This is a genomic window from Sphingomonas sp. ASV193, from assembly GCF_040203355.1.
GTDB lineage: Bacteria > Pseudomonadota > Alphaproteobacteria > Sphingomonadales > Sphingomonadaceae > Sphingomicrobium.
Window position 1 is genome coordinate 1 of record NZ_JBEHBW010000005.1, and the last position, 23,989, is coordinate 23,989.

At 70.9% G+C, this 23,989-nt stretch carries 23 protein-coding genes; 18 read left to right on the top strand and 5 right to left on the bottom strand.

Features of this window, described 5'->3' with window-relative positions:
* The first annotated feature begins 298 nt into the window (after positions 1 to 298).
* From ABDK56_RS10110 to ABDK56_RS10160, 11 genes are all read left to right on the top strand, one after another.
* Complete coding sequence (locus ABDK56_RS10110; protein ID WP_349808149.1) at positions 299 to 898, top strand: hypothetical protein; 600 nt, start codon at positions 299 to 301, stop codon at positions 896 to 898.
* A gap of 49 nt (positions 899 to 947) precedes the next feature.
* Positions 948 to 2,087 carry an acyl-CoA dehydrogenase family protein gene (locus ABDK56_RS10115; RefSeq protein ID WP_349808150.1) on the top strand — a complete coding sequence of 380 codons (1,140 nt, stop codon included), beginning with the start codon at positions 948 to 950 and terminating at the stop codon, positions 2,085 to 2,087.
* Positions 2,087 to 3,715 (top strand): PHA/PHB synthase family protein, encoded by a 1,629-nt coding sequence (locus ABDK56_RS10120; protein WP_349808151.1) that lies wholly within the window; start codon positions 2,087 to 2,089, stop codon positions 3,713 to 3,715. The genes ABDK56_RS10115 and ABDK56_RS10120 overlap by 1 nt, the downstream gene beginning before the upstream one ends.
* Positions 3,715 to 4,785 (top strand): enoyl-CoA hydratase/isomerase family protein, encoded by a 1,071-nt coding sequence (locus ABDK56_RS10125; protein ID WP_349808152.1) that lies wholly within the window; start codon positions 3,715 to 3,717, stop codon positions 4,783 to 4,785. The genes ABDK56_RS10120 and ABDK56_RS10125 overlap by 1 nt, the downstream gene beginning before the upstream one ends.
* Positions 4,786 to 4,796: 11 nt before the next feature.
* The gene (locus ABDK56_RS10130) at positions 4,797 to 5,570 is read left to right on the top strand and encodes an enoyl-CoA hydratase (protein WP_349808153.1); all 774 of its coding nucleotides are present in this window, start codon (positions 4,797 to 4,799) and stop codon (positions 5,568 to 5,570) included.
* A gap of 195 nt (positions 5,571 to 5,765) precedes the next feature.
* Positions 5,766 to 6,668: a 3-hydroxyisobutyrate dehydrogenase gene (gene mmsB / locus ABDK56_RS10135; RefSeq protein ID WP_349808154.1), complete on the top strand. Its 903-nt coding sequence runs from the start codon at positions 5,766 to 5,768 to the stop codon at positions 6,666 to 6,668.
* Positions 6,669 to 6,700: 32 nt separating this feature from the next.
* Positions 6,701 to 7,282 carry a NifU family protein gene (locus ABDK56_RS10140; RefSeq protein ID WP_349808155.1) on the top strand — a complete coding sequence of 194 codons (582 nt, stop codon included), beginning with the start codon at positions 6,701 to 6,703 and terminating at the stop codon, positions 7,280 to 7,282.
* Positions 7,283 to 7,325: 43 nt separating this feature from the next.
* Positions 7,326 to 7,937: a tRNA (adenosine(37)-N6)-threonylcarbamoyltransferase complex dimerization subunit type 1 TsaB gene (gene tsaB / locus ABDK56_RS10145; protein ID WP_349808156.1), complete on the top strand. Its 612-nt coding sequence runs from the start codon at positions 7,326 to 7,328 to the stop codon at positions 7,935 to 7,937.
* Positions 7,934 to 8,434 (top strand): GNAT family N-acetyltransferase, encoded by a 501-nt coding sequence (locus tag ABDK56_RS10150; protein ID WP_349808157.1) that lies wholly within the window; start codon positions 7,934 to 7,936, stop codon positions 8,432 to 8,434. Before tsaB ends, ABDK56_RS10150 begins: the two co-directional genes overlap by 4 nt.
* A 110-nt stretch (positions 8,435 to 8,544) precedes the next feature.
* Positions 8,545 to 8,964 carry a Ros/MucR family transcriptional regulator gene (locus ABDK56_RS10155; protein ID WP_349808158.1) on the top strand — a complete coding sequence of 140 codons (420 nt, stop codon included), beginning with the start codon at positions 8,545 to 8,547 and terminating at the stop codon, positions 8,962 to 8,964.
* Positions 8,965 to 9,226: 262 nt separating this feature from the next.
* Positions 9,227 to 10,630, top strand: a complete 1,404-nt coding sequence (locus ABDK56_RS10160) for a winged helix-turn-helix domain-containing protein (RefSeq protein ID WP_349808159.1) — start codon at positions 9,227 to 9,229, stop codon at positions 10,628 to 10,630.
* Here the strand turns inward: ABDK56_RS10160 and ABDK56_RS10165 are convergent.
* Positions 10,627 to 10,938 carry a hypothetical protein gene (locus ABDK56_RS10165; RefSeq protein WP_349808160.1) on the bottom strand — a complete coding sequence of 104 codons (312 nt, stop codon included), beginning with the start codon at positions 10,936 to 10,938 and terminating at the stop codon, positions 10,627 to 10,629. The two genes, ABDK56_RS10160 and ABDK56_RS10165, sit on opposite strands and share 4 nt — an antisense overlap.
* Positions 10,939 to 11,090: 152 nt before the next feature.
* On the opposite strand from ABDK56_RS10165, the gene ABDK56_RS10170 reads away from it, so the two are divergent.
* Genes ABDK56_RS10170 through ABDK56_RS10180 form a run of 3 tightly spaced genes read left to right on the top strand, consistent with a single transcriptional unit; the run spans position 11,091 to position 14,921 of the window.
* Positions 11,091 to 12,293 carry a glycosyltransferase gene (locus ABDK56_RS10170; RefSeq protein WP_349808161.1) on the top strand — a complete coding sequence of 401 codons (1,203 nt, stop codon included), beginning with the start codon at positions 11,091 to 11,093 and terminating at the stop codon, positions 12,291 to 12,293.
* Positions 12,294 to 12,304: 11 nt separating this feature from the next.
* Positions 12,305 to 13,783: an ArnT family glycosyltransferase gene (locus tag ABDK56_RS10175; RefSeq protein ID WP_349808162.1), complete on the top strand. Its 1,479-nt coding sequence runs from the start codon at positions 12,305 to 12,307 to the stop codon at positions 13,781 to 13,783.
* Positions 13,784 to 13,802: 19 nt separating this feature from the next.
* On the top strand, positions 13,803 to 14,921 hold the full coding sequence (locus tag ABDK56_RS10180; RefSeq protein ID WP_349808163.1) for a glycosyltransferase family 4 protein: 1,119 nt from the start codon (positions 13,803 to 13,805) through the stop codon (positions 14,919 to 14,921).
* On the opposite strand, the gene ABDK56_RS10185 is transcribed toward ABDK56_RS10180, so the two are convergent.
* Together ABDK56_RS10185 and ABDK56_RS10190 are read right to left on the bottom strand one after the other, a co-directional pair.
* Entirely contained in the window at positions 14,812 to 15,726 is a 915-nt protein-coding gene (locus ABDK56_RS10185; protein ID WP_349808164.1) for a glucosamine inositolphosphorylceramide transferase family protein, read from the bottom strand. The two genes, ABDK56_RS10180 and ABDK56_RS10185, sit on opposite strands and share 110 nt — an antisense overlap.
* Positions 15,726 to 17,039: a lipopolysaccharide biosynthesis protein gene (locus ABDK56_RS10190; protein ID WP_349808165.1), complete on the bottom strand. Its 1,314-nt coding sequence runs from the start codon at positions 17,037 to 17,039 to the stop codon at positions 15,726 to 15,728. Before ABDK56_RS10190 ends, ABDK56_RS10185 begins: the two co-directional genes overlap by 1 nt.
* A gap of 97 nt (positions 17,040 to 17,136) precedes the next feature.
* Here ABDK56_RS10190 and ABDK56_RS10195 point away from each other — a divergent pair, with 97 nt between their 5' ends.
* The 3 genes from ABDK56_RS10195 to galE are packed head-to-tail and all read left to right on the top strand — an operon-like array spanning position 17,137 to position 20,389.
* Entirely contained in the window at positions 17,137 to 18,300 is a 1,164-nt protein-coding gene (locus ABDK56_RS10195) for a CDP-glycerol glycerophosphotransferase family protein (protein WP_349808166.1), read from the top strand.
* A 15-nt stretch (positions 18,301 to 18,315) separates the two neighbouring features.
* Positions 18,316 to 19,410 carry a glycosyltransferase gene (locus ABDK56_RS10200; protein WP_349808167.1) on the top strand — a complete coding sequence of 365 codons (1,095 nt, stop codon included), beginning with the start codon at positions 18,316 to 18,318 and terminating at the stop codon, positions 19,408 to 19,410.
* Positions 19,403 to 20,389, top strand: coding sequence for a UDP-glucose 4-epimerase GalE (gene galE, locus ABDK56_RS10205; RefSeq protein ID WP_349808168.1), 987 nt, complete (start codon positions 19,403 to 19,405; stop codon positions 20,387 to 20,389). Before ABDK56_RS10200 ends, galE begins: the two co-directional genes overlap by 8 nt.
* Here the strand turns inward: galE and ABDK56_RS10210 are convergent.
* Both ABDK56_RS10210 and crtD read right to left on the bottom strand, forming a co-directional pair.
* A complete protein-coding gene (locus tag ABDK56_RS10210; RefSeq protein ID WP_349808345.1) occupies positions 20,386 to 21,222 on the bottom strand; it encodes a carotenoid 1,2-hydratase family protein in 837 nt (278 codons plus the stop codon). The genes galE and ABDK56_RS10210 overlap by 4 nt on opposite strands.
* A complete protein-coding gene (crtD, locus tag ABDK56_RS10215; protein WP_349808169.1) occupies positions 21,219 to 22,778 on the bottom strand; it encodes a 1-hydroxycarotenoid 3,4-desaturase CrtD in 1,560 nt (519 codons plus the stop codon). The genes ABDK56_RS10210 and crtD overlap by 4 nt, the downstream gene beginning before the upstream one ends.
* Before the next feature lie 64 nt (positions 22,779 to 22,842).
* On the opposite strand from crtD, the gene ABDK56_RS10220 reads away from it, so the two are divergent.
* Positions 22,843 to 23,928 (top strand): methyltransferase, encoded by a 1,086-nt coding sequence (locus tag ABDK56_RS10220; RefSeq protein ID WP_349808170.1) that lies wholly within the window; start codon positions 22,843 to 22,845, stop codon positions 23,926 to 23,928.
* The last annotated feature ends 61 nt before the right edge of the window (positions 23,929 to 23,989 follow it).

Genomic DNA, 23,989 nt, shown 5'->3' on the forward strand with positions numbered 1-23,989 from the left:
CCACGCCGGGCGCTGCAAGCGCTCGGCGGGCGGGTAATCGCTGCGACTCCATCCGGGGGATGGTCGAGCGGCGAACCACGCCGGGCGCTGCAAGCGCTCGGCGGGCGGGTAATCGCTGCGACTCCATCCGGGGGATGGTCGAGCGGCGAACCACGCCGGGCGCTGCAAGCGCTCGGCGGGCGGGTGATCGCTGCGACTCCATCCGGGGGATGGTCGAGCGGCGAACCACGCCGGGCGCTGCAAGCGCTCGGCGGGCGGGGTCGATGGCACCGACGAAGAGCGGAGGCGTTAGTCCTTCATGAAAATCCTCCCCCTCGCCCTCCCCGCCCTGCTGCTCGTCGCGAGTGCCGGCTGCCACAAGGCGGCGGACCCGATGAACAATGCCACCGACAATGACGCCGCCACCCCGGCGACCGACAATTTCGAGGTTGTGCCGCCCGACGAGGACGTGCCCGACGCGAACACGCTGAAGGCCGAAAATGCCGCCAGCGCCGCCGAGAACGGCACGGCGGGCGATGGCGGCCCGGTGATGAACAGCATCCATCCGATTCCCGGCCGTGCCGCCCCCGGCGCGCCGGGCGGGATCAAGATCCCGTCGGCGTTCCACGGGCGCTGGGGGCTCGGGCGCGCCGACTGCACCTCGACCCGCGGCGATGCCAAGGGGCTGCTGACGATCGCGGCCGACCAGCTTCGCTTCTACGAGTCGCGCGGCGTGCCGATGCGGGTGATCGCCAGCACCGCGACCCGGTTCGACGCGCGCTACGCGTTCAGCGGCGAGGGACAGGAGTGGCAGCGCAACGAGCGGCTAGCGCTGGCGGGCGACCGGCTGCAGCGGCGGACCGACGCCGAGCGGGGGCAGGAACCGCCGGTCAACCTGACCTACCAGCGGTGCGCCTGAGCCGCGCGCGCGATTGCGGCTCCGGCGGTCGCTTGCTAGGGCGCGCGGCATGCAGTTCGACCTGACCGACGATCAGCGCCAAATCCAGGAGATGGCGCAAAAATTCACCGCCGACGCGATCACCCCCAACGCCGCCGAATGGGACGAGAAGCACATCTTCCCGCGCGACACGATCCGCGCCGCGGCCGAGCTCGGCTTCGGGTCGATCTACGTCAGCGAGGAGAGCGGCGGGATCGGGCTGGGACGGCTCGAGGCGGCGCTGATCATGGAGGCGATGGCCTATGGCTGTCCGTCGACCAGCGCGTTCATCTCGATCCACAACATGGCGGCGTGGATGATCGACCGGTTCGGGTCCGACGAGGTCAAGGCGAAGTACCTCCCGTCGATGATCACGATGGAGAGGATGGGCAGCTACTGCCTGACCGAGCCGTCGAGCGGGTCGGATGCCGCGGCGCTCAAGACGAGGGCGGTTCGCGACGGCGACGATTATGTCGTCAGCGGGTCGAAGGCGTTCATCTCGGGCGGGGGCGAGAACGAGATTTACGTGACGATGGTCCGCACCGGGGAGGACGGGCCGAAAGGCATTTCGTGCCTGGTCATCGAAAAGGGCATGGCGGGGGTGTCGTTCGGCGCGCAGGAAAAGAAGCTCGGCTGGCATTCGCAGCCGACCGCGCAGGTCAATTTCGACGAGGTGCGCGTGCCGCTCGCCAACCGCATCGGCGCCGAGGGCGAGGGCTTCCGGATCGCGATGATGGGGCTCGACGGCGGGCGGCTCAACATCGGCGCCTGCTCGCTGGGCGGGGCGCAGCGCTGCCTCGACGAGGCGGTCAATTACACCAAGGACAGGAAGCAGTTCGGCAAGGCGATCGCCGATTTCCAGAACACGCAGTTCATGCTGGCCGACATGGAGACCGAGCTTCAGGCGGCGCGGCAGCTGCTGTACGTCGCGGCGGCGAAGGTCAGCGCCAACGCGCCCGACAAGACCAAGTTCGCGGCGATGGCCAAGCGCTTCGCGACCGACACCGGCAGCAGCGTCGTCGATCGCGCGCTCCAGCTCCACGGCGGCTACGGCTATCTGCAGGATTACCCGGTCGAGCGGTTCTGGCGCGACCTTCGCGTCCATTCGATCCTGGAAGGCACCAACCAGGTGATGCGGATGATCGTCGGCCGCGAACTGACCCGCCAGTAATGGCCGCGAAGAAGCCCACCCTGCCGTTCGATCCGTTCGCGCTGGCCGAGGCGGCGGGCGAGGCGATGATGGGGTTCGCGGCGCGGCCGCAGGACCTGCTCAAGGTGCAGATCGACGCCGCGCAGCAATGGGGCGATTTCTGGACGAGCGCGCTGACCGGCAAGGCCGGCGAGGCGCCGCGCGACCGGCGGTTCATGGCGAAGGAATGGCAGGAGGACCCGTGGTTTCGCGGACTTCGCGACAGCTACCTGCTCGCCTCGGCGCAGCTGCGGCATATGGTCGACCTCGGCGGCGGGGACGAAGGATCCAAGGCGACCCAGCGCTTCCTGCTCGACCAGTATCTGAACGCCGTGTCGCCCGCCAATTTCGCCGTGACCAACCCCGAGGTGGTCAGGCGGACCAAGGAGACCAACGGCGCGAACCTGGTCGAAGGGTTCAGGAACCTGATGGAGGACGTCGCGGCGGGACAGGGGATCGTCCGCCGCCGCACCGACGACACCGCGTTCGTCAAGGGCGAGACGATCGCCGCGACGCCGGGATCGGTCGTCTATGAGCATGAGCTGTTCCAGCTGATCCAATATGCGCCGACCACCGACACGGTCGCGGCCGAGCCGCTGCTCTACGTGCCGCCGCTGGTCAATCGTTACTACATGATCGACCTCGCGCCCTCGCAGTCGTTCGTGAAGTGGCTGGTCGGCGAGGGGCGGAGCGTGTTCGTCGTCTCGTGGGTCAACCCGGGGCCGCAGCACAAGGACAGGGACGTTGGCGACTATGTCCTCGCCATCGTCGCGGCGATCGAGGAGGCGAAGCGGCGGACGGGGCACGCGCCCGACCTGTTCAGCTTCTGCCTCGGCGGGACTCTGGCGGCGATCGCGGTGGCGTGGCTGGCCGCCAAGAAGCGCTCGGACGAGGTCCATTCGGCGACTCTGATCGGGTCGCTGGTCGATTTCTCCGACATGCGCGACTGGTCGGCGTTCGTTCACGAAGGGCATCTGGCGGCGCTCGAGGATCATCTCGAGGGGCAGGGCTATATCGACAGCGTCGAGCTGCAGCGGCTGTTCGCGGCGATGCGCGCGAACGACCTGATCTGGTCGAGCGTGGTCAACCATTATTTGCTGGGCAAGGACGCGCCGCCGAGCGACCTGCTGACCTGGTTCGAGGACGGGGCGCGGATCCCGGCGGGGTTCCTCAAGAGCTACAACCGCGCGCTGCTGAAGGACAACAAGCTGGTCGAGCCGGCGGGGTTTGACGTGCAGGGGACGCCGATCGACCTCGCCAAGATTGCGACGCCGATGCTGGTGATCGCGCTGAAGGACGATCATGTCTCGGCATGGGAGGCGGTCTATCGCGGGGCGCGGCTGCTCGGCGCCGACTTCGTGCTCGGCGGCAGCGGCCACAACGCCGGGGTGATCAACCCGCCCTCGCGCAACAAGCATGGCTATTGGACCCGCGACGACAGGCCCGAAAGCGCCAGCGACTGGCTGGCGGGCGCGACAAAGCACGAGGGAAGCTGGTGGCCGTGGTGGACGCGCTGGCTGGCGGCGAAGGGCAGCGGCAAGGCGGTCGCGGCGCGCAAGATCGAGGACGCGATCGAGCCCGCCCCCGGCAGTTACGCGATGATGCCGTGATGGCGAGCGACGCCGACACGCGCGACGTGCTGACCTACAAGGAAGGGCTGGCCGGGCGGCTTCGGCTCAACCGGCCCAAGGCGCTGCACAGCCTCAACCGGCAGATGGTGCGCGACATGGCGCACGCGCTCCACGAATGGCGCGACGATCCCGACGTTCGGATCGTGCTGATCGACCATGCGGACGGACGCGGCTTTTGCGCAGGGGGCGACGTAGTCGCCATCGCGCGCGACCCCGACGCGCCCGACAGCGCGCAATTCTTCTTCGACGAATATCGGCTCAACCACCTCGAATATACCTTTCCCAAGCCCGGCGTGGTGTTCATGGACGGGATCACCATGGGCGGCGGGGTCGGCATCGCCTGCCCGTGCCGCTACCGCGTCGCGACCGAGCGGACGGTGCTGGCGATGCCCGAGACGACGATCGGCATTTTCCCCGACGTCGGTGGCGGGCGTTACCTGTCGCGGTTGCGCGGGCGGCTGGCGCAGTTCCTCGCGCTGACCGGCGCGCGGCTCGACGGGGCCGAGTGCCTCAAGCTGCGGCTGGCGACGCATTACATCCGCTCCGACCGGCTCGAAGAGGCCAAGGAGCGGATCATGGCGCAGCCGTTCCGCGTCCAGGCGATCCTCGACGAGCTGAGCGAGGACGAGGTGCCGGCCGCGCGGATCGCGGGGAATCTCGGCAAGATCGACCGCTATTTCGCCTCCGACCGGCTCGAGGACATTCTCGACGCGCTCGACGCGGGGGCCGACGAGGGCGACGCGTGGGCGGCCAAGGAAGCCGCGACGATCCGCGGCAAGTCGCCGATGGCGTGCAAGGTCAGCCTCAAGCTGCTCCAAGAAAGCCCCTACCAGCTCCACTTCGTCGACGAGATGCGGATGGAATATGGGATCATGGTGCGGCTGATCCGCCATCCCGATTTCGCCGAGGGCGTGCGCGCGTTGCTGATCGACAAGGACGGCCGGCCCAACTGGCACCCGACCGTCCCGCAGGCGATCGGCGAGCGCGACGTCGAGGCGTTTTTCGAGCCGCTTCCGGTCGAGGAAGAATGGCGGCCTTTCGATTCCTGAGGAGTGACCCGATGACCTACGAAACCATCCTGGTCGAGCAGAACGACGGCGTCACGCTGGTCACGCTCAACCGCCCGCAGGCGCTCAACGCGCTCAATTCGCAGGTGCTGAGCGAGCTGATCGACGCCTTCGCGGCCTATGACGCCGACGCGGGGCAGCGCTGCCTCGTCCTCACCGGCAGCGAAAAGGCGTTCGCGGCGGGGGCCGATATCAAAGAGATGTCGAGCCAGGGCTTCGCCGACATGTACGCATCCGACTTCTTCAAGGGCTGGGAAAAGGTCACCGCCACCCGCAAGCCGTGGATCGCGGCGGTGGCGGGCTATGCGCTCGGCGGCGGGTGCGAGGTGGCGATGATGGCCGACTTCATCATTGCCGGGGACAATGCCAAGTTCGGCCAGCCCGAGATCAAGCTGGGCGTCACGCCGGGCATGGGCGGGTCGCAGCGGCTGGCGCACGCGGTCGGCAAGGCCAAGGCGATGGAAATGTGCCTGACCGGGCGGATGATGGGCGCCGAGGAGGCCGAGCGGTCGGGGCTGGTGGCGCGGGTCGTCCCCGCCGCGACCCTGGTCGAGGAAGCGCTGAAAGTCGCGCGCGAGATCGCCGGGATGGCCCCGCTCGCCGCGATCGCCAACAAGGAAATGGTCAACGCCGCCTTCGACATGGGGCTGGCGCAGGGCATCAACTTCGAGCGGCGGCTGTTCCACGGGCTGTTCGGCACGGCCGACCAGAAGGAAGGCATGGCGGCCTTCGTCGAGAAGCGGCCGGGCAACTGGACCGGGAAGTGAGGTGAAGCGAGGGCTAGGACAAATAGCGATCGCTCTTGCCGTCGCGTTTTCGCTTGTCCTGTTGCCTTGGGCGGTGAGCGCTTTCCGACGCGGTTTATTCGCTAGTCGGCAGGCGCAGTTGAGCTTTGCCGCGGCCATTGTTGTTCTTTCGGCAATTTATGTTTTGGGAATACAATTTTTAAAGGCGTCTCAGAAATGAAGAAAGTCGCGTTCATCGGGCTGGGCAACATGGGCGGCGGGATGGCCGCGAACCTGGTCAAGGCCGGGCACGAGGTGGTCGCCTTCGACCTCGCCGAGGCGGCGATCGAGCGGGCGCGGGGCAACGGCGCGTCGATCGCCGCCAGCGCCGGGGAAGCGGTCGCGGGGGTCGACGCGGTGGTCACCATGCTTCCGGCGGGCAAGCACGTCGCCGGGGTCTATGCCGACAGCGTGATCGGCAAGGCGCCGAGCTCGGCGATCCTGATCGACTGTTCGACGATCGACGTCGCCACCGCCAAGGCGGTCGCGGCGCAGGCGGCGGGCGCGGGCTACACCATGGTCGACGCGCCTGTGTCGGGCGGGATCGCGGCGGCCGACGCGGGGACGCTGACCTTCATGGTCGGCGGCAGCGACGAAGGGTTCGCCAAGGCGCAGCCCTATCTCGAGAAGATGGGCAAGGCGGTGATCCATGCCGGGGCGGCGGGATCGGGCCAGGCGGCCAAGATCGTCAACAACATGCTGCTCGGGATCACCATGGCGGGGACCTGCGAGGCGTTCGTGCTGGCGCAGAAGCTGGGGCTCGACCCGCAGACCTTCTTCGACATCTCGTCGAAGGCGAGCGGGCAGAGCTGGTCGATGACCAGCTATTGCCCGCTCCCCGGCGTCGGGCCGGAAACTCCTGCCGACCGCGACTACGAGGGTGGGTTCGCGGCGGCGCTGATGCTGAAGGACCTGAAGCTGGCGATGGAAGCGGCGAAGGAAGCCGGGGCCTACACGCCGATGGGGGGCGAGGCCGAGGAATTGTACCAGCGGTTCGTCGAGCGTGGTGGGGCGGGCAAGGACTTTTCCGCGCTGATCAAGATGATCGACGACAGCTGGCAGGTGCCCGGCGACGCTTGATTAGGGCGGGCGAAGCGACCACATCGCGCGCCATGCAGATCGACATCGAAAAGACGCCCAACCCGGCGACCCGCAAGTTCCTGCCCGGCCAGGTCGTGCTGCCCACCGGCGGCCGCGATTTCGCCAGCGCCGAGGCGGCCGAGGCGAGCCCGCTCGCCGCCGCGCTGTTCGCGACCGGGGTGGTCGACGGGGTCTATTACGGGCGCGACTTCGTGTCGGTGTCGGTCAAGAACCCCGCCTACTGGCCCGAGCTAGAGGCCGATGTGGTCGGGCTGCTGCTCGACCATTTCGTCACCGGCGCGCCGCTTTTCGCCGGGGGCGATGCGGCGGGAATCGAGGTCGCGCCCGACCCCGCGCCGCTGTCGTTCGAGGACGATCCGGCCGATGCCGACATCATCGAGCAGGTCAAGGAATTGCTCGACACCCGCGTCCGCCCGGCGGTCGCGGCCGACGGCGGCGACATCAGCTATCGCGGCTACAGGGACGGCAAGCTCTACCTGTCGATGCACGGCGCCTGCGCGGGCTGCCCGTCGTCGGCGGTGACGCTTAAGCGCGGGGTCGAGGGGCTGATCAAGCATTACGTCCCCGAGGTCGAGACGATCGAGGCGGTCTGATTCGGGGTTGCCCGACGCCCGCGATTGTGACGTTAATCAAACGATGATCCTCGCGCTCGACACGTCGACCGCCGCCTGCACCGCCGCGCTGATCGGGCCCGACGGCGACGTCGTGGCGCGCGCCGACGAGTTGATTGGACGCGGCCACGACAAGCGCCTCGCCCCGATGATTGCGGAACTGCTGGGCGGCCATGTACCGAGCCGCATCCTGGTCGGGGTCGGACCGGGCAGCTTCACCGGCATCCGCGTCGGGATCGCCTGCGCGGAGGGGCTGGGGATCGGCTGGAGTGTGCCGGTGCACGGGATGAATTCGCTCGCGCTGGTCGCGGCGGGCGGGCCGCCGGGCTCGCTGCTGGTCGCGGTCGCGGGCGGGCACGGCGAATTGTTCGTCCAGCCGTTCGACGCCGAGCGCCGCCCGACCGAGGCGGTGGCGAGCCTCGCCCCGGCCGAGGCCGCGGCGCGCTTCCCTCACCTGCCCGTGGTCGGCGGCGGCGCAGCGGCGCTGGTCGCGGCGCGCGGCGAGGCTGGGGGCGGTGCGGGTCCCGAGCTGCTGCCGAGCGCGGCGAACGCGCTTCGGCTGCCGGTCGAGGAGCAATCGCTGCCGCCGCGCCCCGCCTATGCCCGCGCGCCCGACGCCAAGGCGCGCGCGGCATGAGCAGCGCGCCGCGCGATCCGGGCCCCGGGATGGCGCAGGCCGCGGTGCCGATCCGCGACGGCACGCAGCACGATCTCGACGCGGTCGACCGGATCATGCGCGCCGCGTTCGACCCGCGCTACGGCGAGGGCTGGACCCGATCGCAATGCGCCGGGATCCTGCCGATGATGGGTGTGTCGATGCGGCTGGCGGGCGACCCGGTCGCCGGGTTCAGCCTGGCGCGGACGATCGCCGACGAGGCCGAGCTGCTGCTGATCGCGGTCGCGCCCGAAGCGCAGCGCCATGGGCTCGGCCAGTCGCTGCTCGACGATTTCGTCGCCCGCGCGCACGCCGAGGGGGCGCGCCGGCTGCATCTCGAGATGCGCGACAATAATCCGGCGATCGCGCTCTATAGCGCCAGTGGTTTCCGGCCCGCCGGGCGCCGCCGCGACTATTACAGCGGCCCGTCGGGCGAACGGCACGACGCGATTACGCTGGTCCTCGAAGGCAGGACTTAACCTGCGATAAGCAGCTTTTGCTTTCGCCTTTAAATAATATTCTTTAGTATAACCGGAACGCAAAGCCGAAATTGCGTAGTTTTTCTTGTCAGCTCGGGAACGGAAAAGCCATGAACGACCTCCACAACGACGATACGCTGATCACGCTCACCGCCGATATTGTCGCGGCGCACGTCAGCAACAACAGCGTCGCGGTCAACGACTTGCCGCATCTTATCCAGAACGTTCATGGCGCGCTCGCCGGGCTCAGCGGGACCAGCGCCGCGCCCGAGGCGAAGCCCGAGCCGCGGGTGCCGATCCGTTCATCGATCAAGCCCGACTACATCGTCTGCCTCGAGGACGGTAAGAAGCTCAAGATGCTCAAGCGGCACCTGATGACCCACTATTCGATGACCCCCGACCAGTATCGCGCCAAGTGGGGACTTCCCGCCGACTATCCGATGGTCGCGCCCAACTATGCCGAACAGCGCCGCACGCTCGCCAAGTCGATCGGGCTGGGCACCAAGCGCGGCAAGCGCACGAAGAAATAGCGAGCCGCCAAGCGCAGCGACGCCGACGCAAAGCGTCGCCGGAGCAGCGCGAAGAGCCGGCGAGGCTCGGACGGCCTGCCGCGCAGACGGACAGGACCGACGTCACGGATTTCCTCCGTGACGGCCCCTATCCCACGCGCGCGCCGCCGGTCAGGAACGATCCCGTCGCGATTGCCCATCGTCCCCTTTCTATGACATGATTTCCCGCGTCGCGGCGCGCCGGGGCCGATGAGGCGCGCGCGGCAGCGGGGGGACGTCGCGCGTGCGGATCGAGATCGCCGAACTGACCGTCCACCCGGCCGAGCGCGCGCTCGCCGGGCCGGCGGGCACGGTCTCGGTCGAGCCGCTGGTGATGGCGCTGCTGCTGGCGCTGGCCGAGCGCGCGGGCCAATTGGTGCCCAGGCGCGCGCTGTTCGAGGCGCTGTGGGCTTCGCCCGCGGTCGGCGACGACAATCTCAACCGGCTGGTCGCGGTGCTTCGGCGGCGGCTGGGCGACGTCGGTGCCGAGTCGATCGAGATCGCGACCGTCCCCGCGCAGGGCTATTCGCTCCGGCTGCGCCCGTCGGCGGCGCAGGCGCCCGAGGCGACGCGCGCGCAGGCGCTGGGACAGGCGCTCGACAGCTGGCGGCTGGCGCTGCCGCAGCCCGACCCGGTCGCCATCGCGCTGATCGAGCGCGCCGCGGCGGCGGTTCCGGGCGATGCCGCGCTGTGGGGCTGGCTGGCGATGCTTTACCGCCACGCCGCCGAATATGCCGCGCCCACCGAGGCGGACGACCATGTCCTGGCGTGCGAGCGCGCGTCGGGGCAAGCGCTGGCGATCGATTCCGGGCAGGTCGAGGCGGCGACCGCGCTGGTCAGCGTCGCGCCGCTCTATGGCCGCTGGAGCGACAGCGCGCGGCGGCTGGGCGTCCTGTGCGACGCCAATCCCGCCCACCCGGTCCCGCACAACGACCTCGCCGTGCTCGAGATGGCGACCGGGCAGGTCCGCGCGGCGATCGAGCGCCGGCGTCCGCTGATCGCGCGCGACCCGCTCGCCGCGCTTCACGGCTACAAGACGGTCTACCAGAACTGGTCCTTCGGCGACCTGACGACGATGGACCATGCCGCCGATGCGGCGGTGCAGCTTCATCCGCGTCATCCCGCAGCGTGGCTGGCGCGGTTCTGGACCTTCGCCTTCACGGCGCGCGCCGCGGCGGCGCTGGCGATGCTCGACGGACCGGTGCGGCCCGCGTTCGCGCCGCCGATGCTGGCCTATTTGCGCGACGCGGTGGGTGCCGCGATCGAACCGGGAGACGATGGAAGGGAGCGCGCGGTCGAGCGCGCGCGCGCCTTCGCCGCCGCCGGGCCGTCACCGGCGATCCAGGCGATGTTCGGCCTGTCGCTGCTGGGGCGGATCGACGATCTGTTCGCGGTCGCGTGGGCCTATTACCTGCGCGACGGCGACCGCCCGGTGCCGCTGCAGGTGGCGGGCGAGCAGCCGCGGCTCAACGAGCAGCACGGCCGGCTGACCCAGATATTGTTCACCCCGGTGTTCGCCGGGGTCCGCGACGATCCGCGCTTCGGCGACCTTTGCGAGCGGATCGGGCTTAGCGACTATTGGGACGAGGCCGGGGTCACGCCCGACTATCTTGCCCGGCGCGGCGCCGGCCCCTCCCCCGCCCCCTAGTTGTTGCGGTTGGCCCACCAGTCGCTCTGCAGCACTTCGAGCCGGTGGTCGGTGATGTACCAGCTGTCCCCCGACTGCTGGCAGGTGAAGGCCTTGTTGAGGAAGCTGCGCACCTCGCCCTCGCTCGAGAAGACGCCGGGAAAGGCGTCGAGCAGGAAGTCGTCGTCGTTGCTGAGCTGCTTGTTGAACACGTTGCAGCTGCTGAAGCTGTCGAACGGGGTGTCGAGATAATTGATGTGGTGCGCGGCGGCGGGCGTGGCGACGAGCGCGAGCGCGGCGGCCGGGATGGCGGCGAGCAATTTCCTCATATCGATCCTCCTCGATCCTGTGTTGCCCTGTCGGGCGAGGCCTGATCGGCCGGGCCGAGCGCGGAGGACATGATGGAGTCCTGATGATCGGGCGCCGCGACAAGGCGGATTGCCGCGGCGGGCGAAGCTGACTAGGGCGCTTCGCGCCTGTCATGCCGCGCGATCCCGCCCTTCCCCAGCCGAGCGAGTCGGCGCCGCGCGTGCTGACCTATCTGCATAATTTCGCCCCCGGCGGGGTCGAGCGGGTCGCGCTTCGGCTGGTCCGGCGCTGGCGCGAGACCGGGCACGACGCGCCGCTGCTGATCGGGCTGCCCGACGGGCCGCTGGGCGGGGAGCTGGCCGCCGGGCTCGCTTACGACACGCCGCGCCGGCGCTTCTGGTCGGGCTGGTCGGAGGCGATCTGGACGATCCGTGCGATCCTGCCGTGGGTGCTGAAGCGCCGCGCCGACCTGCTGTTCTGCGCGGGCAATACCTACACGGTGGTCGCGGCGGTGATGAAGCAGTTCCTGCCCGGCCACTGCCCGCCGGTGGTCGCCAAGCTGAGCAACGATTTGATTCGCCCCGACCTCGGCCCGCGCGGGCGCTGGTGGTACGCGCTGTGGCGGCGGATGCAGATCCATTATGTCGACCACTGGGTCGCGATCCACCCGGCGATGGCGGCGCAGCTCGACGGGCTGGTCGCGCCCGAGCGGATCAGCGTGATCCCCGACCCCGCGCTGACCCGCGCGCAGGTCGAGCGGCTGCGCGCGCTCCCCGCCCCCGCACCGCGCGAGGGACGCGCATTCGTGGCGATGGGCCGGCTGGTCGCGCAAAAGGATTATCCGACGATGCTCGCGGCGTTCGCGGCGGGCGCGGGCGAACAGGACCGGCTGACCATCTACGGCACCGGTTGCGCGCGCGAGCCGCTCGAGCGGCTGGCCGGCGAGCTGGGGATCGCGGAGCGGGTGCGCTTCGCGGGCTATGTGCGCGACGCGGCGTGCGAGCTGGTGCGGCACGAGGTGTTGCTGCTGTCGTCGCGTTACGAGGGCGCGCCGGCGGTGCTGATCGAGGCGCTGGCGATCGGGCTGCCGGTGATCGCGACCGACTGCGGGCCGGGGGTAGCCGGGCTGGTCGACGATTATCCGGCGGCGATGATGGTCGCGCCGGGGGACGTCGATGCCTTCGCCGCGGCGATCGGCGCGATGTCGGCGAGCCTGCCGCCGCGCGCTGCCTACGCATTCGACGCCGACGCTTACACCATCGAGGCGGGGGCGAGCGCCTACCAGGCGGTGTTCCGCGCGGTCGCGGCGCGACACGCGTCGGGGCGGGCGCGGCCGGCGTTCGCCGCGCGCGTCGACGGGCTCGCCGAGGCTTGAGCGCGGCGGCGATGCCCGGTCGGTCCGCGCCCGAATGGCGCCGTTCGGCGCTGGTCGCGGCGCTGCTGCTGGTCGCGGTCGCGGTCCGCTGGCGCACCTTCGGCAACCCGGTGGTCGGGTTCGACGAGCAATTCTACCTCGTCGTCGGCGACCGGATGGTCCACGGCGACCTGCCGTTCGTCACCATCTTCGATCGCAAACCGATCGGGCTGTTCCTGATCTATGCGGGAGCGCGGCTGCTCGGCGGCGAGGGAACGATCGAGGCGCAGATGGTCGCGCTCGGCTTCGTCTGGGCAACCGCGCTGCTGATCTGGCGCTTCGCGCGCCGGAGCGGCGGCGAGTTTGGCGGGTTGGCGGCGGCAATCGCCTATCTCGTCTGGCTGGTGTTCGTCGAGGGCGAGGGCGGGCAGGCTCCGGTGTTCTTCAACCTGCCGATGGTCGCGGCGGCGCTACTGGTCGAGCGGGCGTGGCGGCGAGGCAACGAAGGCGTGGCGGTGGCCACGGCGAGCGGGGTCGCGGCGATGCTGCTGGTCGGGATCGCGATCCAGATCAAATATACCGCGCTGTTCGAGGGGATTTTCTTCGGGCTGGCGCTGCTCCAGGCGAGCCGGCAGGCGGGGGCGGCCCCCGCGCGGCTCGCCGGGCAGGCGACGGCATGGGTCGCCGCCGCGCTCGCCCCCACCGCGCTGGCGTGGGGCTGGTACGCCGCGATCGGGCATGGACGCGAGTATCTGTTCGCCAATTTCGTATCGATGTGGGGCAAGCATGGCGACCGCTGGCAGGTCAGCGTGGAGGGGTTGGCGGCGATCCTGGGGATCATGTCGCCCTTCTTCCTGATGGCCTTCTGGCCCCGGCGCTTCCCCTCCCCCGCCGCCCCCTCCCCCCCAACCGCCCGCTTCGCGCGCGGCTGGTTCGTCGCCGCGCTGCTGGGAATGCTGGCGATGCGCAGCTTTCCCACCCCGCAATATGCCGCGCCGATGCTGGTCCCGGCGGTGATCGCCAGCGCCGAGCGGTTGCGCGACTCCAGGGGCTGGCGCATCGCGGCGGTCGCCGGGCTGCTGGTCGCCGCGCTGATCGGCCAGCTGGTGCTCGCCAAGCTCGAGCGCAACAAGGGCGGCGCGCGCGAGGCCGCGGCGGTCGCCGCCGCCGCGCGGCCGACCCACGGCGGCTGCCTCTACGTCTACGACGGCTATCCCGCGCTCTACCGGTTGACCCAGAGCTGCCTGCCGACGCGCTTCATCTTTCCCGGCCACCTCAACATGGCCAACGAGGACAGCGCCGCCGCGCTCGGCGTCGATCCCGAGGCCGAGGAAGCGCGGATCCTCGCCGCGCGGCCCGAGACGATCGTGCTCGACGACCGTCCGTTCGAGGAGGGCAACCTCAAGACCTATGCAATGGTCCGCGCGACGCTGGCGCGCGACTATCACCTCGTGCTGGCCGAGCGGACCGGCAAGCGCTACCGCCTCGTCTATCGCCGCAACGGGATGTGAGCGCGAGGGAGGCGGACGAATGCGGATCGCCTATGTCATCAACTCGCTCGAGGGCGGCGGCGCGGCCTTCCCGGTGCCGTCGATCGTCGCCGCGCTGGCGCGGCACGGGGCCGAGGTGAGCGTGCTGGCGCTGGCGCGGCGCGACGGGCGCGCCGAGGCCGCGATCCGCGCCGGCGGGACCGAGGTCACGGTGCGCGCGGGCGGCACGGCCGACCACTGGTCGGCCTATCGCTGGCTCAAGGCCGAGCTGGCCAAGCGGCGGCCCGACGCGGTGTGGACCTCGCTGACCCGCGCGACGCTGCTCGGGCAGGCGGCGGCGCGGCCGCTCGGGGTGCCGGTGGTGAGCTGGCAGCACGCTGCCTTCCTCAAGCCCGCGAACCTCAGGCTGATGCGGCTGGCGCGGCGGCGCAGCGCGCTGTGGGTCGCCGACAGCGCGGCGGTGGCCGATTTCTGTCGCGGAGCGATCGGGATCGCGCCCGACCGGATCGTCGAATGGCCGATCTTTCGCGCCGACCCCGAGGCGCCGCACGCCGCGCCGTGGAGTCCGGGCGAGCCGGTGCGGCTCGGCTCGCTCGGGCGGCTCCACCCGGTCAAGGGCTATGACGTGCTGGTCGAGGCGCTGGCGCGGGTGAGCAGCACGACCCCGTGGACGCTGGCGATCGGCGGCGAGGGGGACGCGCGCGCGCGACTCGAGGCGGCGATCGGCGCGGCCGGGCTCAAAGAGCGCGTCACGCTGGCCGGGTTCATCGACGACCCGCTCGACTTCCTCGCCGGGCTACACCTCTACCTCCAGCCGTCGCGGTCCGAGGGGTGCGCGGTCGCGGCGCACCAGGCGATGCAGGCGGGGCTGCCGCTGGTCGCCTCGGCGGTCGGGGAAATGGCGCATTCGGTCGTGCCCGGGGTCACCGGCGCGCTGGTCGCGCCAGGCGATCCGGTCGCGCTCGCGGCGGCCATCGAGACGGCGCTCGTCGCGCCCGGGCGGCTTCACGCGATGGGCGCGGCAGGGCGAACGCGGCTGTTGGAGCGGTTCAGCGCCGACCTGTTCGAGGCGCGCGCGGGCGAGATCGTGCGGCGGCTCGGCGAACTTTGCCGAGCGCGCCGATCAGTCGGCCGCCGAGCGAGCGGTCGATCCGCTTGACGTCGAACAGGGTGATCGGGCCGCACGCCGCGAGGGTGTGAAGCCCGTCGTCGTGCCCGCCCGTGTCGGCGGGCGGGGTCAGGCGCGGGCCGAGCGAGATCGCGGGGCGGTCGGTCCCGATCGCCATGATCGTCAGCAGGCGAAGCGCGCCGCCATAGGTCTCGCGATTGTCCTGTACGGGCAGGAGCACCGCGCCGTCGCGGACCAGCGCAGTCCCGCCGGGGCGCGAGCCGTCGTTGCCGGTGCGCAGCGGGCTGGCGGGGTGCGGCCGCCACGGGCCCGCCAGCCGCGCGCTTTCGAAAAGGTGGAGCTCGTCGGCCGGGGCGCCAGCGCGCGCGCACAGCAGCAGCCAGCGATCCCCGAAGCGAAGCGGGGTGGCGTCGACCGGGACGAACGGCAGGCCGAGCCGGGAATCGCGAGTCCAGCCGGTCGGAAGATCGGTCGCGCGGTAGAGCCACAGCCCGCCGCCGCGATGCGCTTCGGGAAGCATGAACAGTTCGCCCGCCTCCTCGGCGAGGACCGGGTAGGACAGGTGCCACGGCGCTTCGAGCACCGTGCCGTGCGGCTCAAGCCGGCCGTCGCTGTGGCGGGTGAAGCCGACGATCCGCCCGCGCCGGTCGCGATAGTCGAGCGCCTCGGCGAATACATGCTGCGTGTCGCCGCGCGCGCTTCCGAACGGGTCGGCGAGGAAGCGGTGGCGCCCCGGCGGCGAGGGCAGCCAGCGCGGCGCATACCCGGCCAGCCCGCCCGCCGCGATCACGTCCTCGAGGCTCGCCTCGACATAGCCGCAGCGCCACAAGTCCATCAGCCGAGGCGCCGCGCGGCGCGCTGGAAGATCGCGGCGAGCACCACCGTCGCCACCAGCGACTGGATCACCGCGTGCCAGCCTGCCCCCTGAAGCCCGAACCGGTCGAGCAGGACGAAGAGCAGCGGCAGCAGCAACAGATTGGCGAGCAGGTTGACTATGATCGAGCGCGACGGCAGCCCGATCGCGATCAGCGCCGACGAGATCGGCGGGGCGGCCATCGCGATCGCCCGGCCCGCGGCGAGCAGCAGCATCAGCAGCGCCCCGCCGGCGAAGCTGCTGCCGCCGATCAGCGTCAGCAGCCGGTCCCGGGTCAGCGCCAGCACCACCAGCACCGGCACCGAGGCGAGCAGCGCGCCCGCCGCGCTGCGCCACACGGTGTGGCGAAGGTGGGCATAGTCACGCGCGGCGGCGAATTTCGCCAGCACGGCGTAGCTCGCCTGGCCGAGCAGCAGCGCGGGCTGTTCGAGGATGGTGCTCGCTTTCTGCGCGAGGGTGAACAGCCCCGCCGCCGCCGGGCCGGCGAACCAGCCGATCGACAGCGGCACGAGCCGCGGCGCGAGTTCGCGCAGGGTGATGTCGAAATTGGTGGTGGTGATGAACGGCAGCAGCCCGGCGTTCTCGGCGACCGTTCCGCGGACCGGGCCGAGCAGCGGGACGCCGAGCTTCATCCGGCGCAGCTGCCACAGGCCGAAGCCCCACATGCCGACCCATTCGGCGATCCCCGACAGCAGCCAGACGAGCAGGAAGGCATGGAGCCCGCCGCCGCCGAGCCACGCGAGCAGGCTGCCGACCAGCCGGACCACCGGGTTGAACAGCTGGTGCGCCGAGATGAGGTCGAACCGGCCTTCGAGCTGGAGGATCCCCATCGGGGTCGAGCGGACGTTGGCGAGCGTTGCGAGGCTGAACAGGGGCACGAAGCCGACCGCCTCGGGCGGCCAGCCGAGCCGTGCGCCGGCCCAGCGCGCGAGCAGGATCGCGGCGAGAATCGCGAGGATGCCGAACGAGAGTTCGACCAGGGTGAGGAAGCGGACCAGCCGGACGAACCCTGACCGGTCGCCGCGTTCGAGCGCAAGCGAGCCGTAGCGCACCACTCCGTGCCAGCCCGAGAAGGCGATGATCCCGCCGACCAGCGTGATATAGGCCTGGATCAGCACCAGCACGCCGTAATCGTGCGCCCCGAGCGAGCGCGCGACGATCACCAGATAGACGAGGCTGAGCAGCCCCGCCCCCGCCTTGCCCCCGATCAGCAGCCCCAGATTGCCGAAGATTCGCCGGGTGCCGAACGATCGGTCGAGGGGGACGGCGGCCATCGGCCCATATTCACATTTGAATCGTCGCCGCCAAGCGCCTATTCGGCCCGGCGCCGAAACCGTCGGCGAACGACCCGTATCCCTGGCGTCCGGACCCATGCGCATCGGCTTCCTGTTCAACCACGACCAGATCCACCAGGTCGCCCACAGCCTGCCGGTGGCCAAGGCGCTGAAAGCCGCCGACCCGGCGCTCGAGGTGATCGTCGCGACCACCAACGACCGGCTGGCGGCCGAGGTCGAGCGGCTGTCGGGGCTGATCGGCGGGCCCGCGCTGGAGGCGGTGTCGCTGCGGCCACGCGAGCGGTTCGGGTCGGGGATGCTGCGCGCGCTCAACCGGCTGGCGCCGGTGGCAAAGCTGGCGCTCTACCGCGACCATCTCGACTGGTTCGCCGGGCTCGACGCGCTGGTGGTGACCGAGAAGACCTCGACCATCCTGCGCACCCGCTACGGGCTTGACCGGGTGCGGCTGATCCATACCCGCCACGGGGCGGGCGATCGCGCAGTCGGGTTCGACCCGGCGAGCGCGCTGTTCGACCTGGTGCTGGTGTCGGGGCCGAAAATCCGTGACCGGCTGCTCGCCGAGACGAGCCTGACCCCCGACCGGCTGGCGATGGTCGGCTATCCCAAGTTCGACCTGCCCGCGACCGGCGGCTTGCCGGCCAAGCTGGCGGCGAACGGGCGGCCGACGGTGCTGTACAACCCGCACGTGTCGCCGCACTTGTCGTCGTGGTACCGTGACGGGCGGGCGATCCTCGACTGGTTCGCGGCGAACCCCCAGTGGAACCTCATCTTCGCGCCGCACGTGATGCTGTTCGAGCGGCGGGTGGCGGCGTCGATCGACCGGTTCAGCCTCGCCTTTCCAGGCTCGGTCGAACGGCGAATCGTCGATGCGCCGAACATCCACGTCGACCTCGGCAGCCCGGCCTCGACCGACATGCGCTATACCCGCGCCGCCGACCTCTACCTCGGCGACGTCAGCAGCCAGCTCTACGAGTTCATCCGGACCCCGCGCCCGGCAATCTTCGTCAATTCACACGGGATCGACTGGGCGGGCGACGCCAACTACCGCCACTGGACCGCGGGCGAGGTGATCGGCGGGGCCGACGCGCTGGCGGGGGCGCTCGCCCGCGCCGCCGCCGAGCCGCCCCGGTACGAGGCAGCGCAGCGCGCGCTGTTCGCCGAGAGCATCGACCTCACCGACACGCCCTCGTCGATCCGCGCGGCGGGGGCGATCCGCGCCTTTCTCGACCGGTCGGCGTAGGCGAGGCAGGAGCGGATGCGGATCGGCATCGTCCTCCACGATTTCGCGTTCGGCGGAACCGAGCGGGTCGCGGTCCGGCTGGCGAACCAGTGGGCCGCGCGCGGCCACGCGGTAACGCTGTTCGTCGGCCAAGCCGGCGGGCCGGCGGGCGCATTGGTCGACGCCAAGGTCAAGGTGATCGAGGCACGCCCGCGGATCGCGCGGGCGATCGGGTCGCGACGGCGGCTGGCGAAGGCGGCGGCGGCGCGGTTCGATGCCGAGCCGGTCGACGCGCTGTTCGTGCCCGGCAATTTCCACTGGCCGGTGGTCGCGGCGATCGACTCGATCGACCCGGCGCGCCGCCCGGCAATCGTCGCTCAGGTCAGCTCGGCGCTTCACAAGAAGGATCGCGGGCCGGCTGGGCAGCGCCGCTTCGCGTGGCTGGCGCGGCGGCGGCTGGCGGGGGCCGACGCGCTGGTGGTGCTCGCCGAGCGGACCGCGGGCGAACTCCGCGCGATGCTGGGACGCGAGGCGGTCGTCATCCCGCTGCCCGTGCTCGACCAAGGCGCGCCGCCGCCATGTCCGCTGCCCGGCGGCGATCCGCTGGTCGTCGCGGCAGGGCGGTTCGTTCCGCAAAAGGATTTTCGCGCGCTGGTCGAGGCGTTCGCGCGGGTCCGCCACCCCGGCGCACGGCTCGCGATCGTCGGCGACGGGCCCGAGCGGCCGCTGGTCGAGGCGCGGATCGCCGAGCTCGGGCTGGCCGACCGGGTCGCGCTGCCCGGCTATGTCGCCGACATCCGCCCGTGGCTCGACGCGGCGCGGCTGTTCGTGCTGTCGTCGCGGCACGAGGGCTATGCCGCGGTAATCGTCGAGGCGCTGGCGGCGGGGCGGCCGGTAGTGACCACCGACTGCACCCCCGCCGCGGCCGAGCTGCTCGCGGCACCGGAGCGCGGGACGGTGGTTCCGATCGGCGCGGCGAGCGCGCTGGCGGCGGCGATCGACGCGATGCTCGACCGGCCCGCGCCCGACGGCGCGGCGCTGGCCGGCGCGACGGCGCCGTTCGGCGTCGCGGCGGTCGCCGACGCCTATCTCGAGCTGTTCGCGCGGCTTACGACGGGCGACGATGACTGAGTCGAGCGTCCTCGTCACCGGCGGCGCCGGCTATATCGGCAGCCACGTCGTGCTCGCGCTTCGGCACCACGGCTGGCCGGTGGTGGTGATCGACGACCTGTCGACCGGGCTTCGGCGGCTGGTTCCCGACGTTGTCGAATTGGTGGAGGCCTCGGTCGCCGACCGGGCGGCGGTCGAGGCGGTGTTTCGCGCCCATCGGGTCGGAGCGGTGGTTCATCTCGCGGGCTCGATCGTGGTGCCAGACTCGATCGCGCGGCCGCTCGATTATTACGCCAACAACACGCTGGCGAGCCACGCGCTGATCGGCGCGGCGTTGGCGTGCGGGGTGCGGCATTTCCTCTTTTCCTCGACCGCCGCCGTCTATGGCGAGCCGGTGCGGGTGCCGATCGACGAGAACGACCCGACCCGGCCGATCAATCCCTATGGCGCGTCGAAGCTGATGGTCGAGCGGATGCTCGCCGACGCGGGCGCGGCGCACGGGCTGGCGTGGGGAGCGCTGCGCTACTTCAACGTCGCCGGGGCCGATCCCGAGGGGCGGTCGGGGCAGGCCGGCGGGCGATCGACCCACCTCGTCAGGATCGCCGCCGAGGCGGTGTGCGGCAAGCGCGGCCATGTCGCGGTCTACGGCGACGATTACGACACCTCCGACGGGACCTGCGTTCGCGATTACATCCACGTCAGCGACCTTGCCGAGGCGCATGTCGCCGCGCTCGAGGCGCTGGTCGCGCGGCCGGGCGAGCCGCTGCTGCTCAACTGCGGCTACGGCCGGGGCTTTTCGGTGCGCGAGGTGCTCGCCGCCGCCGAGCGCGTGTCGGGGATGCGGCTCGACATCCGCGTCGAGGGCCGCCGCGCGGGCGATCCGGCGGTGCTGGTCGCGGGCAACCGGCGGCTGCTCGACACGCTCGACTGGACGGCGCGGTACGACGATCTCGATCGGATCGTCGCCGACGCGATCCGGTGGGAGCGGAGCCTGCCCTAGCCGCGCGGCATCCGGTAGGGCAGCATGAACTGGACGACCGGGTTGACGAACCGGTCGAGGTCGAGGCTTTCCTGCACCGCCGTCACCGGCTCGCCGCGAAGCCGCATCGCCACGGTCGAGCGCGCGTAAAAGGGCGCGTCCTCCCACGTCCTGACCAGCGAGGCATGGCCGCGATCGGCGCGCACCTGTCGCTGCATCTGCCACAGCGTGTCGGGCAGCGGCGCCACCATCGGCAGCTCGGCCAGCTGCGGGGTGCCGTCAGCGGCGAACCGGAGCGCGCTGGCGAAGGGCGAGCCGTCGCGGCGGATGCCCTCGTAGCAGACGCTGGCCCCCGACGCGCCGTGCGCGCGCGACCAGTGCCAGACGCGGAACCCCTCCTCGAGCCGTTCGCGGCCGAAGTTCGAATCGAGATAGGCGCTGCCCCGCCACGACAGGCCGGGCTCGGCGATGTCGACCTCGATCCGCGCGCGCGGGGCGATGCAGTGCCAGCGGTGGCGTCCCTCGGCGTCGAGCGAAAAGGCGCGCGCGTTGACCGCCTCGGGAACCAGCCGGATTCGCCCGCGCACCGGGCGGCGCCACGGCACCCCGACGCGCTTGTCGCGCTCGTCGATGTCGATCAGGAGCCCGTCGCCGGTCCAGCGCAGCGAACTCGGGCCGATGGCCAGCGAGTCGCGCTCGCGGCTCACCGCCTCGCGCCGCCGCTCGGTCATCGTCCAGCGCGCGCGCGGGCCGTAGAGCGCGACGTTGAGCGCGGCATGGTCGGTCGGCTCGGCCGCCCCGGCGCGCTTGTAAAAGGGGGAAAAGACGCTGCCGAGAAAGGCGATGATCGTCAGGCCGTGCTTTCCGTCGTCGCTGAGCGCATCGACATACCACCAGCCGTAGCCGCCGGGTGGAACGAGCGCGCCGAAGCGCGGTCGCGCGTCACCGCGTCCGCGACGAGGCGCCCCGACAAGGCCGCCATCGGCACGCCCGCTCCCGGGTGGGTGCTTCCACCCGCGCAATAGAGCCCAGGGATCCGCGTCCGCGCGCCCTGCCGGCGGAAGGAGGCCGCCCATCCGTGCGAGGCCGGTCCATAGATCGCCCCGCCGGTCGAGGGCGAGAAGGCTTCGAACTCGTTCGGCGTCCGCAGGAGGTGCGGAAACGGGTCCGAAAGCGTCAATCCGCAGCGATCGAGCGTCCTGCGCATGGCCTTGGTGCATAAGTCTCTCTCGTCGCTGGAGTGATGATGGACGTCGCCGTCGGCGGGGGCGTTGACGATGATCTGGAGCCGCTCGGGCCCGTCGCGGGAATCGCGGCCGCTGTTGTCGCGGTCGAGCGCGCAGACGTAGACGCTGGGGTCCGAGGGCGGGCGTCCGGCGGCGATGTCGCGGAACTCGGCGGGATAGTCGGGCGAAAAAAAGACGTTGTGGCGGGCGAGCGGAAAGCCCCGCGCCAGGGCGTGCGCGGTCCACACATAGGCCGAGAGCGAGCGGCGGCGGGGCGGCATCGGGCGGACCGCGCGGCGCACCGCCTCGCCGAACCGGCCGGCGGCGAGCGCGGCGGGGTCGGCGTTGACGATCACCGCGTCGGCTTCGATCCGCTCGCCGCTCGCCAGCGTCACCCCGCTCGCGCGGCCGTTGGCGATGTCGATGCCGCGCACCGGCTGGCCGAAGCGAAAGCGCGCGCCGTGCGACTCGGCGAGCCTCTGGATCGCGGCGGCGAGCGCGGCGATGCCCCCGTCGATCAGCCACACCCCGGTCGCCTCGACATGCGCGACGAGCATCAGCGTCGCGGGGGACTGGAACGGGGAGGAGCCGCAATAGGTGGCGTAGCGCGCGAACATCTGGCGCAGGCGGACATTGTCGAAATGACCGCCGAGCGCATTCCACAGGCTCTCGTAAGGACGGATCGCGCCGAGCGCGCCAAGCCGCCACAGCCCGATCCGCCACATCAGTGGGCCCGGCCAGCCCATCTTCGATCCTCGCAGCATCGGCCGGTCGAGGATCGCGAAGATCCGCGCCGCCTCGGCCCGGAAGGCGCGGTAGCCCGCGGCGGCGCGCGCCCCGGCGAAATCGCCGATCGCCTCTTCCGACCGCGCCGGATTGGCGAACAGGTCGAGCCGCTCGGAATCGCTCCATGCATGGCGCGCGAGCAGGTCGGCGGGACGGGCGGCAACCGCCTCGTCGAGGTCGGCGCCGCATTCTCGGAACAGCGAGTCGAACACGTCGCGCAGCGTGAATACGGTGGGGCCGCTGTCGATAGGCGCACCGTCGACGTTGAGCGTGCCTGCCTTGCCGCCGGGGACCGCTTCCTTCTCGATCACGGTCACCGCGTGGCCGCGCGCGGCGAGCAGCGCGGCGCTGGCGAGGCCGCCGATCCCGGCGCCAACGATGACCGTATGAGACCGCATCTGCCTCCTCGGCGGTTCGGGGTCGATTGACGCCGGGATAGCATCTGTCCAATCAGATTGACATATGGCGCTGTCCAATTCGCTGGGACTCGCGGTCCGCTGGCGGCAATGGCGCAACCGCGTCATCGCGTCGCGCCGCTTCCAGGCGTGGGCGGCGCGCACCCCGCTGGTGCGGCGGATCGCGCGGCGGCGGGCGGGGGCGATGTTCGATCGTGTCGCCGGGTTCACCTATAGCCAAGTGCTGCTCGCGGCGGTCGAGTCGGGGCTGATCGACCAGCTTGCCGGGGGCCCGGTCGAGGAAAGGCGGCTCGTTCCGACGCTGGGCTCCGACGCGCGGCGGACGCTCCTCCGCGCAAGCGCCGCGCTCGACCTCGCCGAGCAGGTCGCGCCGGGGTGGTGGATGCTGGGGAACGATGGCGCGGTTCTTCACGCCGACGCGGGGATCCAGGCGATGATCCGCCACCACCCGTTGCTTTACGCCGATCTTGCCGACCCGCTCGCGCTGCTCGCCGACGACCGGCGTTCGCCGACTGCACTGTCGCGCTACTGGCATTATGCGCGAGACCAGGCGGACGCAGACGCCGACCGCTATTCGGCGCTGATGGCGGCCTCGCAGGCGATGGTCGCGGCGCAGGTGATCGCTGCTTACCGGTTCGATCGCCACGACGCGCTGCTCGACGTGGGCGGGGGGCACGGCGTGTTCCTTGGCGCGGTGGGAAATGCCTTTCCCTCGCTCCGCCGTGGCCTGTTCGACCTGCCCGCGGTGATCGCGGGGGCGGGCGACGCGCGAGTCGCGACTCACCCCGGCGATTTTTTCGCCGACCCGCTGCCGCGCGGCTACGACCTCGTCTCGCTGGTGCGAATCCTGCACGACCATGACGACGAGCCGGCGGCAAAATTGCTGCGCAACATCCGTGCAGCAATGGCGCCCGGTTCGATGCTGCTGATCGCCGAACCGATGGCGGGCGTGCGCGGGGCCGAGGCGATGGCCGATGCCTATTTCGGCTTATATTTGTGGGCGATGCGGTCGGGGCGGCCGAGGCGTCCCGAGGAGATCGGGGCGATGCTCGACGACGCGGGCTTCGCTCGCTGGAAGCGGGTTGCGACCAACCAGCCGGTTATCACCAGCCTGATCGTCGCGACCAAATGACACGCATTTGCGTAAGTCCTGATTGACACTGACTGGTGACAAGGTAGAGTGACAGTGGGCC